A 16,386-nucleotide genomic window follows, 5' to 3' on the forward strand; every position below is an offset into this window, starting at 1 on the left:
GGAAGACGACTTCTTCGAAGTCGGCAAGATGTTCGACGGTTCCTCCATCGCTGGCTGGAAAGGCATCGAAGCCTCCGACATGATCCTGCTGCCGGACGACGAAACTGCCGTCCTCGACCCGTTCACCGAAGACGCGACCCTGATCCTGGTCTGCGACATCATCGAACCGTCGACCATGCAAGGTTACGATCGTGACCCGCGCGCCATCGCCCACCGCGCCGAGGAATACCTGAAGACCACCGGTATCGGTGACACTGTCTTCGCCGGTCCAGAGCCAGAATTCTTCATCTTCGACGAAGTGAAGTTCAAGTCGGACATCTCCGGCTCGATGTTCAAGATCTACTCCGAACAAGGTTCGTGGATGTCCGACCAGGACATCGAAGGCGGCAACAAAGGCCACCGTCCAGGCGTCAAAGGTGGCTACTTCCCGGTTCCGCCGTTCGACCACGACCACGAAATCCGTACTGCCATGTGCAACGCACTGGAAGAAATGGGCCAGACCGTTGAAGTTCACCACCACGAAGTGGCGACTGCCGGTCAGAACGAAATCGGTGTCAAGTTCAACACCCTGGTGAAGAAAGCTGACGAAGTTCAGACTCTGAAATACGTTGTCCACAACGTTGCCGATGCCTACGGCCGCACCGCTACCTTCATGCCGAAGCCACTGTACGGTGACAACGGTTCGGGTATGCACGTACACATGTCCATCGCCAAAGATGGCAAGAACACCTTCGCTGGCGAAGGTTATGCCGGCCTGTCCGAAACCGCTCTGTACTTCATCGGCGGCATCATCAAGCACGGTAAAGCACTGAACGGCTTCACCAACCCGGCCACCAACTCCTACAAGCGTCTGGTGCCAGGCTTCGAAGCTCCGGTAATGCTGGCCTACTCGGCTCGCAACCGTTCCGCCTCGATCCGTATTCCTTACGTCAACAGCCCACGCGGCCGTCGTATCGAAGCACGTTTCCCGGATCCGGCTGCCAACCCGTACCTGGCTTTCGCAGCTCTGCTGATGGCCGGCCTGGACGGTATCCAGAACAAGATCCACCCAGGCGATGCCGCTGACAAAAACCTGTACGACCTGCCGCCTGAAGAGGCGAAAGAGATCCCACAAGTTTGCGGCAGCCTGAAAGAAGCCCTGGAAGAGCTGGACAAGGGCCGTGCTATCCAGACCAAGGGAGGCGTGTTCTCCGACGACTTCATCGACGCTTACATCGCGCTGAAATCCGAAGAAGAAATCAAAGTCCGCACCTTCGTACACCCACTGGAATATGAGCTGTACTACAGCTGCTGATCCGGTAGCGCTGCGGCACGCGGCGTGACAAAAAGAGGCCTCCTTCGGGAGGCCTTTTTTATGGGTAACGCGGTTAAAGCAGAGCGATCGCATCTTCTTGAAACAGACTCAATGAGCCTATCCAAAAAACTTCATTTACTGTCCCGCCTCCTTTCAGAAGGCGTAAGTGATGAAATTCGGCCATGCCTCTCTTTATTTTCTCTCCCTGCTCTTTACGGTACTCACTACTGGCTGGGCAGCAGCCGATAGCGCCCCTCATCATCATCAGACCAAGGTCTGGCAGGTAGAAAAACCCTACGAACATAGCGAGGTCCTGACAGCCGCTCTGGGTGGAAAAACGTACTACAACAGTAAATCCGGCGAAGCACGTCTGGAAATCGGCTGCGTTTTTGATTCTCCCACGCGTACTCGCATACCCTTTGCACTGGAAGTCCCGGCGCACAGACTCGACTTCAATACCAATGACTATGAAGGCCCTGATGCCTCGAAAAGCGGGCCGCTGCGCATGATCACCGGCCATCGCGAACCAGTCAGCTACCGGGTCTCTGGCTGGATCTCTGGAATAAGCGGTCAGGAAGATGACTGGATATTCGGGTTTGGTGCGGCTGCAGATATACCGGAGATGCGTTACTGGCTCACCGAGTCCGCCCATGGTCAACGTGTAACGCTAACGCTGCCCTCAACCATTGAGAATGATGGCCCGCTGACCGCCGAGTTTGTCTTGCCGGATGATGACAGCGGATTACGCAAAGTGATCGGACCGTGCCTGAAAGCATCCCGATCGATTGATAACTGAATCATGCAAATGATTGAGGACGGCAATTTCACAACAACCGCCTCCCTGACCTATGCTGCTACCCGACACCCTCGCTTCCGGTCGACTTCATGGATCGCTGTGCTCTATTCATTCTGCTACTGATCGCCCTGCCCGCCAGCGCACAGATCTACAAGTACAACGACGCCAGCGGCAACACGGTCTACAGCGATCATGCCCCGGATGGGGTCCAGCCGCAGCCAATGGAGTTGCCCCCGCTTAACAGCGTTCAGCCTCAGGCGCCGAGGGCGCCGTCCTCGGACACGACCAGCCCGGCGCCTGCGCGCAATGCCTATGAAGTGCTGGAGCTCACCGGCCTGCCCACCGAAGAAGCCCTGCGCGCCAACAACGGCACCTTCACGGTCAACGTGCTGATCAAGCCGCGCCTGCAAGCGCCGCATCAGTTAAGACTGGTGCTGGACGATGAAACCTACGGCCAGCCGAGCAACGTGCCGATACTGCAATTGGTGAATGTCGACCGTGGCGAGCATCGTCTCGCCGTGCAGGTCATCGATGGCGAGGCGATCATCCAGCAGAGTCCGCCGGTGGTCTTTACCGTGCAGCGGGTGCACAAGCCATGAGAGGTGTCTGGCTGATCCTGTGCCTGCTGGCCCTGCCCGTTTCAGCAGAGGTCTTCACCTACATCGATGCCCAAGGCAACCGCATCTACACCGACCAGCCACGCGGCAACGCCAAACGGGTGCCGCTGGCGACCAGTAATCGCATGCCGGCCAATCCAACTGCTGCCCGGCCGCTCACCACCGCAAAGAAATCCCCGGAACAACCGCTGTTTCATTACGACATGCTGCGCGTTCTGGTGCCCGAGCCCGATGCGACCATTCGCAGCAGCGCCGGCGAGTTGATTGTCAGCGTCACCAGCGAGCCTGGCTTGCAAGCGGGACATCGCTATCGCCTGTTACTGGACGGTCAGGCCACTGGCGAGCCTGGACTCAGTCCTGTATTCCCTCTGAGCAATATCGACCGTGGCAGCCACAGCCTTTCAATCGAGATTCTTGATGCACAGGGCCGAATAGTCGAACGCACCGCCAACCAGCCCTTTCACATGCTGCGCATCTCGCTGGCGCAGAAACGCCAGGTCAAACCCTGCGTCACCGAGGACTACGGCGTGCGTCCGGAATGTCCGTTGAAAGACAAACCGCTAGAACCGAAAAACCCCTTCTTGCGTTTCTTCTAACGCCATTCAGCTTTGCGCACTATATTGGTGCAATAGGCTGCACCGTACCCACATTGCAACCCATTTTGGTTCGAAAGTACCCGTGAAGGCTGGCCGACTGCCACGCAAACGAGCGTCAAACGCCCGTTTCAGGGGTTGAACGCTTCTTTTCGGAGCCTTGGTTTGGTTTTTGCATTTTCCCGATACCGACGCTTGTTACTTGCGCACGCTCCGCCCCCAAAAGAGGCTCTGATGACCATTAGCGACGCAATCCCACGTTTGCTGCTCGACAACCTGACCACCGCCACCATTTTGCTCGATGCCGAATTGCGCCTTGAGTACATGAACCCGGCGGCGGAGATGCTGCTGGCCATCAGCGGGCAGCGCAGCCATGGGCAGTTCATCAGCGAGCTGTTCACCGAGTCCACCGAGGCGCTCAATTCCTTGCGTCAAGCGGTGGAACAGGCGCACCCGTTCACCAAGCGCGAAGCGATGCTCACGGCCCTCACCGGCCAGACCCTGACGGTGGATTACGCGGTGACGCCAATCCTCAGCAACGGCGCGACCCTGCTTTTGCTGGAAGTCCACCCGCGTGACCGCCTGCTGCGGATCACCAAGGAAGAGGCGCAACTGTCCAAGCAGGAAACCAGCAAGATGCTGGTGCGCGGCCTCGCCCATGAGATCAAGAACCCGCTCGGCGGTATTCGTGGCGCCGCGCAACTGCTGGCCCGGGAGCTACCGGAAGACAGCCTGCGCGACTACACCAACGTGATCATTGAAGAGGCTGACCGCCTGCGCAATCTGGTCGACCGCATGCTCGGCTCGAACAAGTTGCCGTCGCTGGCCATGTGCAACGTTCACGAAGTGCTCGAGCGCGTCTGCCAACTGGTCGAAGCGGAAAGTCAGGGCTGCATCACCCTGGTGCGCGACTACGACCCGAGCATTCCCGACGTATTGATCGACCGCGAACAAATGATTCAGGCCGTGTTGAACATCGTGCGTAACGCGATGCAGGCGATCAGCAGCCAGAACGAGTTGCGCCTGGGCCGCATCAGCCTGCGCTCCCGCACCATGCGCCAGTTCACCATCGGGCACGTCCGTCATCGCCTGGTGACCAAGATCGAGATCATCGACAACGGCCCGGGCATTCCTGCGGAACTCCAGGAAACCATTTTCTTTCCCATGGTCAGCGGACGCCCGGACGGTACCGGGCTCGGCCTGGCCATTACCCAGAACATCATCAGCCAGCACCAGGGCCTGATCGAGTGTGACAGCCACCCCGGCCACACCACGTTCTCGATCTTTCTGCCACTGGAACAAGGAGCCACATCGACATGAGCCGTAGTGAAACCGTGTGGATCGTCGATGACGACCGTTCTATCCGTTGGGTTCTGGAAAAGGCCTTGCAGCAGGAAGGCATGACCACGCAGAGCTTCGACAGCGCCGATGGCGTGATGAGTCGTCTGGCCCGCCAGCAACCGGATGTGATCATTTCCGATATCCGCATGCCAGGTGCCAGCGGTCTGGACCTGTTGGCGCGAATCCGTGAGCAGCACCCACGGTTGCCGGTCATCATCATGACCGCTCACTCCGATCTGGACAGCGCTGTCGCCTCCTATCAGGGTGGCGCATTCGAGTACCTGCCAAAGCCATTCGACGTGGATGAGGCGGTGTCGCTGGTCAAACGTGCCAATCAGCACGCGCAAGAGCAGCAAGGCCTGGAAGTCGTACCCGCGCTGACCCGCACACCGGAAATCATCGGCGAAGCGCCGGCGATGCAGGAAGTGTTTCGCGCCATCGGCCGCTTGAGTCACTCCAATATCACCGTGCTGATCAACGGCGAATCCGGCACTGGTAAAGAACTGGTCGCCCACGCCCTGCACCGCCACAGCCCGCGTGCGGCCTCGCCGTTCATCGCGCTGAACATGGCGGCAATCCCCAAGGATTTGATGGAATCCGAGCTGTTCGGCCACGAGAAAGGCGCGTTCACCGGCGCCGCCAATTTGCGTCGCGGACGCTTTGAGCAGGCCGATGGCGGCACGCTGTTCCTCGATGAAATCGGCGACATGCCGGCCGACACTCAGACGCGCCTGCTGCGCGTATTGGCCGACGGCGAGTTCTACCGTGTCGGCGGCCATGTGCCGGTCAAGGTCGATGTGCGGATCATTGCCGCGACACACCAGAATCTGGAAACCCTGGTGCATGCCGGGAAATTCCGTGAGGACTTGTTCCATCGCCTCAACGTGATCCGCATCCACATCCCGCGTCTGTCGGACCGTCGCGAAGACATCCCGACCCTGGCCAAGCACTTCCTCAGCCGCGCCGCGCAGGAACTGGCGGTCGAGCCAAAACTGCTGAAAAGCGAGACCGAGGAATACCTGAAGAACCTGCCGTGGGGCGGCAACGTGCGCCAGTTGGAGAACACCTGCCGCTGGATCACCGTGATGGCATCCGGGCGCGAGGTGCATATCAGCGACCTACCGCCGGAGTTGCTCAACCTGCCGCAGGACTCGGCGCCGGTGACCAACTGGGAGCAAGCGCTGCGCCAGTGGGCCGATCAGGCGTTGGCACGCGGCCAGTCGAGCCTGCTCGACAGCGCGGTACCGGCGTTTGAGCGGATCATGATCGAGACGGCGCTGAAACATACCGCTGGCCGTCGCCGGGATGCTGCGGTTTTGCTGGGTTGGGGGCGTAATACCCTGACGCGCAAGATCAAGGAACTGGGGATGAAGGTTGATGGCGGGGATGATGATGAGGGGGATGAGGGTTAATCACCCTTTGAGTCTTCGCAGACAGTGACATCTATTCGCGAGCAGGCTCGCTCCCACAGGGGATTGCATTCCCACTGTGGGAGCGAGCCTGCTCGCGAAGCGTTTAGGGTCAGCGTGCACCGCATCAATGCACGATGACCCGTGATTGAGCACAGTCGGGTTCCCATATTCGCTTCCAAAAACACTGAAAAACAAACCTTCCAAATACACGAAAGCCCCGAAATACGGGGCTTTCCCGTTTCTGAACGACTTTTTTGTTTCATCAGATTAAAAACTGGCACGCCCCCTGCAATAACTCCTACAGGTGATTCGATTCACCACCCGTTTCGGGGACCTTGGTACAGGCAGGCCGGGGATTCCCCTCTTTACACCGGGGCGCACAACGCAGCGCGTTGCGCCCACCCTTTTGGGATCCTTGGTACAGGCAGGCCGGGGGTTCCCTCTTTACACCGGACCGACGCTGCAAAGCGAAGTCCATCCCGTTTTGGGAACCCTGATACAGGCAGGTCAGGGATTCCCGCTTTTATTGCTCACGGAGATGAATCTCCAGCCGCCAGCGGTCATCGACCTCACTGGCGGCCCAGTCACCCTGCAGCGGCCGCGCCGCCAGCACCGTCAGCAACAACCCACCATCACTCAATCGCGTACGCCAGTTGACGTCCTTGCCGTTGAGCCTGAGCTGGCCTTTCTGCGCCTTGCCTTCGGCCTGGAACAACAACGCCACGGTGCCATCGATGATTTCGCCGTGCAGCTTCGGTTCATTGTTGAACCACACCACCAGCCCCTGATCCGTAACCTCGACCTGCTGCAACACAGTCGGATCCGGCGTGGTCAGACGGCCGATCATCAAACCGATCATCACGCCGACAATCGCCAGCGAACCGATCACACGCGGGAATAGTTTCGAACGGTTGTCCACAGGCGGCGTAGAATGCCGCTCATCTTTACCTTCGGAGCCGTGCATGTTTCACGTCATCCTTTTTCAACCAGAAATTCCGCCGAATACCGGCAACGTTATCAGGCTGTGCGCCAACAGTGGCTGCCACCTGCATTTGATCGAACCGCTGGGTTTCGAGATGGACGACAAGCGCCTGCGCCGCGCCGGTCTCGACTACCACGAATATGCCACGCTACAACGCCACGCCGACCTCGCCAGTTGCCTGGAAAGCCTGGGCCACCCACGGCTGTTCGCGTTCACCACCAAGGGTTCGCGGCCGTTTCACGATGCCGCGTTCGTGCCGGGTGATGCGTTCATCTTTGGTCCGGAAAGCCGTGGCCTGCCGCCAGAAGTGCTGGACGCCCTGCCGGCCGAACAGCGCCTGCGTCTGCCGATGCGCGAAGGCTGCCGCAGCCTGAACCTGTCCAACACCGTGGCAGTCGCCGTGTACGAAGCCTGGCGCCAGAACGACTTCAAGTAACAGCGCAAAACAAATGTGGGAGCGAGCCTGCTCGCGATTACGGAGTGTCAGTCAACTTTGATGTGTCTGACAGACCGCTATCGCGAGCAGGCTCGCTCCCACATAGGGTGTTGCTAAACCGTCTTATTGAACGGTCGGGGTCTCGCCACTTTCCTGCATGCGCTGCAGCTCTTGCGCGTACAGGGCGTCGAAGTTCACCGGGGCCAGCATCAGCGCCGGGAACGAACCACGGGTGACCAGGCTGTCCAGGGTTTCGCGAGCGTACGGGAACAGGATGTTCGGGCAGAATGCACCCAGAGTGTGGCTCATCGACGCTGGGTCAAGGTTCTTGATCAGGAAGATACCGGCCTGTTGCACTTCAGCGATGAAGGCCACTTCGTCACCGTTTTTCACGGTTACGGAGAGGGTCAGCACGACTTCAAAGAAATCGCCTTCGAGCTCTTTCTGGCGAGTGTTCAGATCCAGACCGACGCTCGGATCCCACTGCTGGCGAAAGATCGCCGGGCTTTTCGGGGCTTCGAAGGACAAGTCGCGTACGTAGATGCGCTGCAAGGAGAATTGCGGTGCGGTTTCTTCTTCGCTGGCTGCAGTGTTCTGTTGGTCAGTCATCTCAGATCCTTTCTGATCTTGGGTCTTTTAGGGATTGCTGTACGTGGGTGCAGCCGTTCAGGCCTTGAGCAGCGCGTCGAGCTTGCCGGCGCGCTCCAGGGCATACAAATCGTCACAACCGCCGATGTGCTCGCCGCCGATCCAGATCTGCGGCACGGAGGTGCGTCCGGCCTTCTGGGTCATTTCGGCGCGCACCTGCGGCTTGCCATCGACCTTGATCTCTTTGAAGGCCACGCCTTTGTTCTCGAGCAGGTATTTGGCTCGGGAGCAGTAAGGGCAGTAATCGCTGGAGTAGACGATGACTTCGCTCATATCACTTCACCAACGGCAGGTTGTCGCCTTTCCAGCTGGAAATCCCGCCGGACAGCTTGGCGGCGGTGAAGCCGGATTTCATCAGCTCGCGGGCGTGGGTGCCGGCGGTCTGGCCCAAAGCGTCGACCAGAATGATGGTCTTGGCCTTGTGTTTTTCCAGCTCGGCGATGCGCGCAGCCAGTTTGTCCTGTGGAATGTTCACGGCGCCAACGATGTGGCCGGCAGCGAAATCCTTGGCCGGACGGATGTCCACCACCACGCCAGCATCTTTGTTGACCAGAGCGGTCAGCTCACCGGTGCTCAGGCTTTTACCGCCGCCCTGCATCGTGTGCGCCAGCAGCAGAGCCAGCAGTACGACGAAGATACCGACAAGAATGTAGTGGTTAGTGGCAAATTCAATCAGGTGAGCAACCATCGAAGGAGGTTCCAGGGCATTAAAATGTCGGCCAGTATACACAGCCACTATGGTGGGCCAAACCCCGTCCGGCGGTGACGCCGTCGGAACTTCGCTTTAAACTCCAACTCCCTTTTCCATCGCCCTCTTCTTTATTAGCCACGAGTGGATTCCATGACTACCACGCCTAAACCTTTGGTCCTGATCATTCTCGACGGCTTCGGTCACAGCGACAGCCCCGAGTCCAACGCCGTTTTTGCGGCGAAGAAGCCTGTGCTGGATCGCCTGTCGGCCACCGTGCCGAACGGTTTGATCTCGGGGAGCGGCATGGACGTCGGCCTGCCGGACGGCCAGATGGGCAACTCCGAGGTCGGCCACATGAACCTCGGCGCCGGTCGTGTGGTGTATCAGGACTTCACCCGCGTGACCAAAGCGATCCGCGACGGCGAGTTCTTCGAGAACCCGACCATCTGCGCCGCAGTGGATAAAGCCGTGGCCGCCGGCAAAGCCGTGCACTTCATGGGCCTGCTGTCGGATGGCGGCGTACACAGCCACCAGGATCATCTGATCGCCATGGCCGAACTGGCCTTCAAGCGCGGCGCCGAAAAAATCTATCTGCATGCCTTCCTCGACGGCCGCGACACGCCGCCGAAAAGCGCCGCGTCGTCGATCGAATTGCTCGACGCGACGTTCCAGGCACTCGGCAAAGGCCGCATCGCCAGCATCATCGGCCGCTACTTCGCCATGGACCGTGACAACCGCTGGGATCGCGTGGCCCAAGCCTACAACCTGATCGTTGACGGTAACGGCGAATTCAACGCCGCCACTGCGCAGGAAGGTCTGGAAGCAGCCTATGCCCGTGGCGAGAGCGACGAATTCGTCAAAGCCACCAGCATCGGCGAGCCCGTCAAAGTCGAAGACGGCGATGCCGTGGTGTTCATGAACTTCCGCGCCGACCGCGCACGCGAACTGAGCCGAGTATTTGTCGAGGACGGCTTCAAGGAATTCGAGCGCGCACGCCAGCCGAAAGTGCAGTACGTCGGCCTGACCCAATACGCTGCGAGCATCCCGGCCCCCGCAGCTTTCGCCCCGGGCAGCCTGGAGAACGTCCTCGGCGACTATCTGGCGAAGAACGGCAAGACCCAACTGCGCATCGCCGAAACCGAGAAATACGCCCACGTGACCTTCTTCTTCTCCGGCGGCCGTGAAGAGCCGTTCCCGGGTGAAGAGCGCATCCTGATTCCGTCGCCAAAAGTCGCCACGTACGACTTGCAGCCGGAAATGAGCGCGCCGGAGGTCACCGACCGTATCGTCGAGGCCATCGAAAATCAGCGCTACGACGTCATCGTGGTCAACTACGCCAACGGCGATATGGTCGGCCACAGCGGCGTGTTCGACGCGGCGGTAAAAGCCGTTGAATGCCTGGACACCTGTGTTGGCCGCATCGTCGAGGCTCTGGAAAAGGTTGGCGGCGAAGCGCTGATCACTGCCGACCACGGCAACGTCGAGCAAATGGCGGACGAGTCCACCGGGCAAGCGCACACCGCGCACACCACCGAGCCGGTGCCGTTCATTTATGTCGGCAAGCGTGACCTCAAGGTCCGTGAAGGCGGCGTGCTGGCAGACGTCGCGCCGACCATGCTCAAGCTGCTGGGCCTGGAAAAACCGGCGGAAATGACGGGTACCTCGATTCTGGTGTAACCCGCACCGGCTGAAACACTGCAAAAACCTGTGGGAGCTGGCTTGCCAGCGATAGCAATCTGACAGCCAACAGCTATGTTGAATGTGCAGACGCCATCGCTGGCAAGCCAGCTCCCACAGTGTTTATGGTGTTTTCGAAATGGAATAGGGCCTATTGCTTGCTCCAGTTATCACACAAGCCCAATTGGGCGTTTTTTTTGCAGCGTCGGGCGGGCATACTAGGCCGTCCCTTACCCTGGTGCCGCCCGCCCCTATGCTTCGCGTCCTGATTGCCATCGCTCTGACCTGCCTGCTCCAACCGGCCTTTGCTGACGAGCGCGCGCAAACCCAACAGCAGCTGGATGCCACGCGTCAGGACATTGCCGAGCTGAAGAAACTGCTGGGCAAGCTCCAGGAAGAAAAGTCCGGCGTGCAGAAAGAGCTCAAGGGCACAGAAACCGAGATGGGCAAACTGCAGAAGCAGGTCGATGCCCTGCAGAAAGAACTGCAGAAAAGCGAATCCGAGTTGCAGCGGCTCGATGCGGAGAAAAAAAAACTCCAGAGCGCGCGCACTGAACAGCAGCGACTGATCGCCATCCAGGCCCGCGCCGCCTACCAGAACGGCCGCCAGGAATACCTCAAACTGCTGCTCAACCAGCAGAATCCCGAGAAATTCGCCCGCACCCTCACCTATTACGACTACCTGAGCCAGGCGCGCCTGGAGCAGTTGAAGAATTTCAACGAAACCCTGCGCCAACTGGCCAATGTCGAAAAAGACATCGGCTTGCAGCAGGCGCAATTGCTGGTGCAGAAAAGCAGCCTTGATACCCAGCGCGAAGAGCTCGACAAGGTTCGCAAGGAACGCCAGCAAGTTCTCGCCAAGCTCAACGACGACGTGAAGGCCCGCGACCAGAAACTCGCCACTCGCGAGCAGGATCAGGCAGACCTGTCTAAAGTCCTTAAAACCGTTGAAGAAACCCTGGCCCGCCAGGCTCGTGAGGCAGAAGAAGCGCGGCAGAAAGCGCTGATCGCCCAGCAGGAAGCGGAAAAAAAGCGTTTACGTGAGGCCGAAGCTGAAAACAGCGACGCCCCACGAAAACCCGCCAGATCAACACCCGGCGCACTGGTTTCCAGCAGCGGCGAGACCTTCGGCGGCCCTTTTGCCGCAACCCGGGGAAAACTTCCTTGGCCGGTTGATGGTCGACTATTGGCACGTTTCGGTGAAACCCGTGGTGACGACGCCCGGACCAAGTGGGACGGCGTGATGATCAGCGCCTCCGCCGGCAGCCAGGTGCATGCCGTGCACGGCGGGCGCGTGGTGTTCGCCGACTGGTTGCGCGGTGCCGGGCTATTGGTGATTCTCGATCACGGCAACGGTTTTCTGAGTCTTTACGGTCACAACCAGACGCTGCTCAAGTCGGCCGGTGACGTGGTAAAAGCCGGTGAGTCCATCTCCACTGTCGGTAACAGTGGCGGTCAGGACACGCCAGCGCTGTATTTCGCAATTCGTCAGCAGGGTCACCCGAGTGATCCGGCGCAATGGTGTCGTGCGCAAGGATAAGCGCACCGCCTAATTAAGGAGTTCGTTCGACATGCTGCATTTGTCCCGCCTTACCTCGCTGGCCCTGACGATCGCCCTGGTGATCGGCGCGCCTCTGGCGTTCGCCGCACAACCGGCTCCGGCTGTCGCTCCAGCAGGCACTGCTGCGACCTCCAAGGCACCGTTGCCGCTGGAAGAGTTGCGCACCTTTGCCGAGGTCATGGACCGGATCAAAGCCGCGTATGTCGAGCCGGTGGACGACAAGACCCTGCTGGAAAACGCGATCAAGGGCATGCTCAGCAACCTTGATCCGCACTCCGCTTACCTGGGTCCGGAAGATTTCACCGAGTTGCAGGAAAGCACCAGCGGCGAATTCGGCGGCCTGGGCATCGAAGTCGGCTCCGAAGACGGCTTCATCAAGGTCGTCTCGCCAATCGACGACACGCCTGCGTCGAAGGCTGGCATTCAGGCCGGTGACTTCATCGTCAAGATCAACGGCGCGCCGACGCGCGGCCAGACCATGACCGAAGCCGTGGACAAGATGCGCGGCAAGATCGGCCAGAAAATCACCCTGACCCTGGTGCGCGACGGCGGCACGCCATTCGACGTGACCCTGGCCCGCGCCGTGATTCAAGTGAAGAGCGTCAAGGCGCAATTGCTGGAGTCGGGCTACGGCTACATCCGCATCACCCAGTTCCAGGTCAAGACCGGCGAAGAAGTTTCCAAAGCCCTGGCCAAGCTGCGCAAGGACAACGGCAAGAAACTCAACGGCGTCATCCTCGATCTGCGCAACAACCCGGGCGGAGTGCTGCAGGCAGCGGTGGAAGTGGTCGATCACTTCATCACCAAAGGCCTGATCGTCTACACCAAGGGCCGGATCGCCAACTCCGAACTGCGCTTCTCCGCCACCGGCAAGGACGAAAGCGAAGCGGTACCGATGGTCGTGCTGATCAACGGTGGCAGCGCCTCGGCATCGGAAATCGTTGCCGGCGCCCTGCAGGATCAGAAACGCGCCGTGGTCATGGGCACCACCAGTTTCGGCAAGGGCTCGGTACAAACCGTGCTGCCGCTGAACAACGACCGCGCACTGAAGATCACTACTGCGTTGTACTTCACGCCGAATGGCCGTTCGATTCAGGCCCAAGGCATCGTCCCGGACATCGAGGTGCGCAAGGCGAAGATCACCAACGAAGCGGACGGCGACTACTTCAAGGAAGCCGACCTGCAAGGTCACCTGGGCAATGGCAACGGCGGCGCCGACAAACCGACCGGTTCCGGCGCCAAGGCCAAACCGATGCCGCAGGACGACGATTACCAATTGGCCCAGGCCCTGAGCCTGCTCAAAGGGCTGAGCATTACGTCCGGCCGTTGAGGATGTCTCTGCGTTTCGTCTTCGTTCTGTTGTGCTGTCTGGCGGGTGCTGCTCACGCAGAGCCCGCCACATCAACACCACACAAAGCCTACCTGACACTGATCATCGATGACCTGGGGCAAAACCTGCCCCGGGATCGCCGCGTGCTGGCCCTGCCCGGCCCGGTGACCACGGCGATCATGCCCGACACCCCGCACGCCACCGAATTCGCCCGCGAGGCCCATCGCGCCGGGAAGATCGTGATCCTGCACATGCCCATGGACCCGGCCACCGGGCCGTATGCGTGGCATCCTGAACTGCCCATCGAAGAACTCGAAAAACGCCTCGACGCCGCGTTCAAAATGGTCCCCTACACCGCCGGCATCAATAACCACATGGGCAGCCGCATGACTGCGCAACCGGTGGCGATGGCGTGGTTGATGGCTGAATTGCAGCGCCGCCACAAGTTCTTCGTCGACAGCCGCACCAGTGCCCAAACCGTGGCGGCGCAACAGGCGCAGAAGATCGATCTGGCGAGTGTCTCGCGGGATGTATTTCTCGATGACGAGCGCACCGAGGCGGCAATCTTCACGCAATTGCAAACGGCGATCAGCCTTGCACACAAACAAGGTTCGGCGGTGATGATCGGCCATCCGTACCCGCAGACCCTCGCCGTGCTGGAGCGCGAACTGCCCAAGCTCAAGGCCCAGGGCATCGAGTGGATCGACATCAAGCAAATGATCAGCGTGCGCAGCAATCGCGCCATGGCCGGTCATGGCAAAGACGGCGTGTATCGGTAACACGCTGTCACCACGCAATACATAGTTACCGCCAGAGACCTGGCCCACATCCGGATAGTGAGACCTGCAAAAGGTCGCGACTCCCTGAGTCGCCTTTCAACTATCAGGAGTGACTATGACTACGCATGACGAAACCGCTGTGCCAGCCGGGCAAATGGAGCCCATCCGCCACGACAACCTGCTGATCAACTTCACGACGGAGTTTCTCCGCATCTGGGACACCCACGGTTCACGGGCAAAAAAGGCCGCGATCTGGCGTCCGACCCCGGCCGCCGATGTGCTTCCCGGCTATTTTCCATTGGGCGACGTGCTCATTGATAACCACGACAACATCACTGGCAGGCATATAGTGGCGGTGGTTTGCGAGGCTGATACACCCAGCGCAGATCCTGCCATAGGCAAAGCATTACGCCGGCCTGTCGACTATGAACTGATCTGGGAGGACACCGGATCGGGATCGAAAAAGGACGGCGCGATCTGGCGCCCCGTTCCTCCCGAAGGTTACGTGGCACTGGGATCGGTATGTTCCGACGGCCATGAAAAACCTTCCTTCAACGCCGTCCGCTGTGTCCGTGCCGACCTTGTTATCGCTTCTGGTCTCAGTGAACAGACATGGAATGACAGGAGCAGCGGCGCTCGAAAAAGCATCAGCACCTGGAGCGCCATTCCGCCATCGGCATTAGCAGATGAGATTTACTTGGTGCCCGGCACCTTTGTCGGCTGTAGCGGTTATTCCAAACCCGACAACTTGTTCGGCTATTCGCTGCGCATTCGGATTTCGCTCGAGGTCAATCCTGCACCCACCTTGCCCGTTCTCGACAGTGAAATACCCCCCTGTGCGCAGGTACCTGAACACCCCACACAGACCGCTAGGCTTCCATGGTTCGCAGTGAAGGACCCACAGCTTTCCAGACGCGAGCAACTGCGAGAGTCACCTTTCTATCTTCTGCAACGCACGGATCACTATCAGCTCGTCGGCCATTGCAAGAACGGCCAGGATGACGCCAGACCGATTCGCTGGACGGCACCCCGCGCCCAGCGATCGGAAAACCTGCGCACCTTCACTCAGCTCACCTCGATCGAGTTCGGCGCGCAATGGCAAAGCAACGAGCGTCAACCGTTCCTGTTTTCGGCGCGGCTGAACAATGCTTTTACCCAGTGCGAAATTCAGTCGAACGAGTGGCTTAATCCGGCGCCCATCGAGATCGCCGCCGTCATGGCCAGAAACAGTTCGATGGCGGTCTATTTGATACAGAGTGATTACTCACTGCTGCGTGCGGATGGCACACACGTTAACGACGACGTCAGTTACACCGACTCCAACAGCTTGCACATCAGCCAGTACACGCCGACGGAGCCTGAGGTTATTGTCGTTCCTGCGTCGGAACCAGCAGTGCAAGCGAACATCGATACCCCGCCGGCGAACAACGAGATCAGCGCCCCATTGCAGGAGCAAGACCTGTCTGACGCTACAGATACCTTGCCATGATGTCGTCAACCACGCCTTCTTTGCGCAGTTGATCAAGCGCAGCCTGGAGCTTGGCGACGACGTCGTCGGAGACGTCCTTGTTCAGCGCCAGATACAGCTCGGCGCTGTTGAAACGCAGCACGGTCTTGAGTCCGGTTACACCATCCTGCCGCGCCAGATAACGCCCGGCAGGATCACCGGTAGCCCACAGATCAATCTGACCGTTGACCAGTTTCTTCGCGTTGTCCTGATCACGCAGCACGACCACTGGCTTCAAGCCCTGCTTGGTCAGTGTCTCGGCAATTGCATCGCCCTTGTAGGCACCGATCCGGTACTTGCGCGCGTCATTGAGGGTTTCGAGGGTGATCTTGCTGTCAGCCTTGGCCAACATGATCCAGTCGTCGGGGCCGATCGGGCCGACCCACTTGAAGAGCTTTTCGCGGTCTGGCAGTCGCGCCATGACGAATGCACCGTAACCGGGGTTTTCCAGAGCCAGTTTGTAGACGCGCTCCCAAGGAAAACGCAGGGTCAGGCTATAGGTGATGCCGGCGCGCTGGAACATCTCGCGCACAATGTCAGTGGCAATGCCGTTGATGTTCTCGCCCTGGGCGAAATTCTTGCCATTCTTCGCCATGTTGTACGGCGGGAAGTTTTCGGTGAGGAGCACCAGATCGGTGTCAGGACTGTTTTCGGCGCGGGCAGTATTGAGCAGCAACACACAGGCACTGGCGAGAACAAGAAGCAGGCGTTTGATCATGTCG

17 protein-coding genes are annotated in these 16,386 nt (G+C 59.5%); 12 read left to right on the forward strand and 5 right to left on the reverse strand.

What is annotated here, in order from left to right:
* The 6 genes from glnA to ntrC all read left to right on the forward strand — a co-directional run.
* Positions 1-1,294 (forward strand): type I glutamate--ammonia ligase (gene glnA / locus ACIOWE_RS24150; protein ID WP_401396687.1); only part of this gene is annotated, 1,294 nt, incomplete at its 5' end.
* 169 nt (positions 1,295-1,463) lie between these two features.
* Positions 1,464-2,090, forward strand: a complete 627-nt coding sequence (locus tag ACIOWE_RS24155) for a hypothetical protein (RefSeq protein ID WP_401396690.1) — start codon at positions 1,464-1,466, stop codon at positions 2,088-2,090.
* Positions 2,091-2,179: 89 nt separating this feature from the next.
* Entirely contained in the window at positions 2,180-2,689 is a 510-nt protein-coding gene (locus tag ACIOWE_RS24160) for a DUF4124 domain-containing protein (protein WP_401396693.1), read from the forward strand.
* Positions 2,686-3,303, forward strand: a complete 618-nt coding sequence (locus ACIOWE_RS24165) for a DUF4124 domain-containing protein (RefSeq protein ID WP_401396695.1) — start codon at positions 2,686-2,688, stop codon at positions 3,301-3,303. Before ACIOWE_RS24160 ends, ACIOWE_RS24165 begins: the two co-directional genes overlap by 4 nt.
* A gap of 231 nt (positions 3,304-3,534) precedes the next feature.
* The gene (glnL, locus tag ACIOWE_RS24170; protein WP_201235934.1) at positions 3,535-4,620 is read left to right on the forward strand and encodes a nitrogen regulation protein NR(II); all 1,086 of its coding nucleotides are present in this window, start codon (positions 3,535-3,537) and stop codon (positions 4,618-4,620) included.
* Positions 4,617-6,053: a nitrogen regulation protein NR(I) gene (gene ntrC, locus ACIOWE_RS24175; RefSeq protein ID WP_007909238.1), complete on the forward strand. Its 1,437-nt coding sequence runs from the start codon at positions 4,617-4,619 to the stop codon at positions 6,051-6,053. The genes glnL and ntrC overlap by 4 nt, the downstream gene beginning before the upstream one ends.
* 523 nt (positions 6,054-6,576) lie before the next feature.
* Here the strand turns inward: ntrC and ACIOWE_RS24180 are convergent.
* Entirely contained in the window at positions 6,577-7,017 is a 441-nt protein-coding gene (locus tag ACIOWE_RS24180) for a hypothetical protein (RefSeq protein WP_401396698.1), read from the reverse strand.
* Between ACIOWE_RS24180 and ACIOWE_RS24185 the strand changes: the two genes are divergently transcribed.
* Positions 7,016-7,471 (forward strand): tRNA (cytidine(34)-2'-O)-methyltransferase, encoded by a 456-nt coding sequence (locus ACIOWE_RS24185; RefSeq protein ID WP_041071426.1) that lies wholly within the window; start codon positions 7,016-7,018, stop codon positions 7,469-7,471. The genes ACIOWE_RS24180 and ACIOWE_RS24185 overlap by 2 nt on opposite strands.
* Positions 7,472-7,594: 123 nt before the next feature.
* Here ACIOWE_RS24185 and secB read toward each other — a convergent pair whose 3' ends face one another.
* From secB to ACIOWE_RS24200, 3 genes are read right to left on the reverse strand one after another with little or no spacing between them, the layout of a single operon-like run.
* A complete protein-coding gene (gene secB, locus ACIOWE_RS24190; protein WP_095190086.1) occupies positions 7,595-8,080 on the reverse strand; it encodes a protein-export chaperone SecB in 486 nt (161 codons plus the stop codon).
* A 57-nt stretch (positions 8,081-8,137) separates the two neighbouring features.
* Positions 8,138-8,392, reverse strand: a complete 255-nt coding sequence (grxC, locus tag ACIOWE_RS24195; RefSeq protein ID WP_401396701.1) for a glutaredoxin 3 — start codon at positions 8,390-8,392, stop codon at positions 8,138-8,140.
* Between the two features lies 1 nt (position 8,393).
* On the reverse strand, positions 8,394-8,807 hold the full coding sequence (locus ACIOWE_RS24200; RefSeq protein WP_201235936.1) for a rhodanese-like domain-containing protein: 414 nt from the start codon (positions 8,805-8,807) through the stop codon (positions 8,394-8,396).
* A 153-nt stretch (positions 8,808-8,960) separates the two neighbouring features.
* Between ACIOWE_RS24200 and gpmI the strand changes: the two genes are divergently transcribed.
* From gpmI to ACIOWE_RS24225, 5 genes are all read left to right on the forward strand, one after another.
* Positions 8,961-10,487, forward strand: a complete 1,527-nt coding sequence (gene gpmI / locus ACIOWE_RS24205) for a 2,3-bisphosphoglycerate-independent phosphoglycerate mutase (protein ID WP_401396704.1) — start codon at positions 8,961-8,963, stop codon at positions 10,485-10,487.
* Between the two features lie 253 nt (positions 10,488-10,740).
* Positions 10,741-12,027: a murein hydrolase activator EnvC family protein gene (locus tag ACIOWE_RS24210; RefSeq protein ID WP_401396707.1), complete on the forward strand. Its 1,287-nt coding sequence runs from the start codon at positions 10,741-10,743 to the stop codon at positions 12,025-12,027.
* Between the two features lie 31 nt (positions 12,028-12,058).
* The gene (locus tag ACIOWE_RS24215) at positions 12,059-13,378 is read left to right on the forward strand and encodes a S41 family peptidase (RefSeq protein WP_201235939.1); all 1,320 of its coding nucleotides are present in this window, start codon (positions 12,059-12,061) and stop codon (positions 13,376-13,378) included.
* A 2-nt stretch (positions 13,379-13,380) separates the two neighbouring features.
* Entirely contained in the window at positions 13,381-14,157 is a 777-nt protein-coding gene (locus tag ACIOWE_RS24220; RefSeq protein ID WP_401396710.1) for a divergent polysaccharide deacetylase family protein, read from the forward strand.
* A gap of 115 nt (positions 14,158-14,272) precedes the next feature.
* A complete protein-coding gene (locus ACIOWE_RS24225) occupies positions 14,273-15,646 on the forward strand; it encodes a Vps62-related protein (RefSeq protein WP_401396713.1) in 1,374 nt (457 codons plus the stop codon).
* Here ACIOWE_RS24225 and ACIOWE_RS24230 read toward each other — a convergent pair.
* Positions 15,627-16,382 carry a substrate-binding periplasmic protein gene (locus tag ACIOWE_RS24230; protein ID WP_401396716.1) on the reverse strand — a complete coding sequence of 252 codons (756 nt, stop codon included), beginning with the start codon at positions 16,380-16,382 and terminating at the stop codon, positions 15,627-15,629. The genes ACIOWE_RS24225 and ACIOWE_RS24230 overlap by 20 nt on opposite strands.
* Between the last annotated feature and the right edge of the window lie 4 nt (positions 16,383-16,386).

Source organism: Pseudomonas sp. NPDC087598, from assembly GCF_044743525.1.
In the GTDB taxonomy this organism is placed as follows: domain Bacteria; phylum Pseudomonadota; class Gammaproteobacteria; order Pseudomonadales; family Pseudomonadaceae; genus Aquipseudomonas.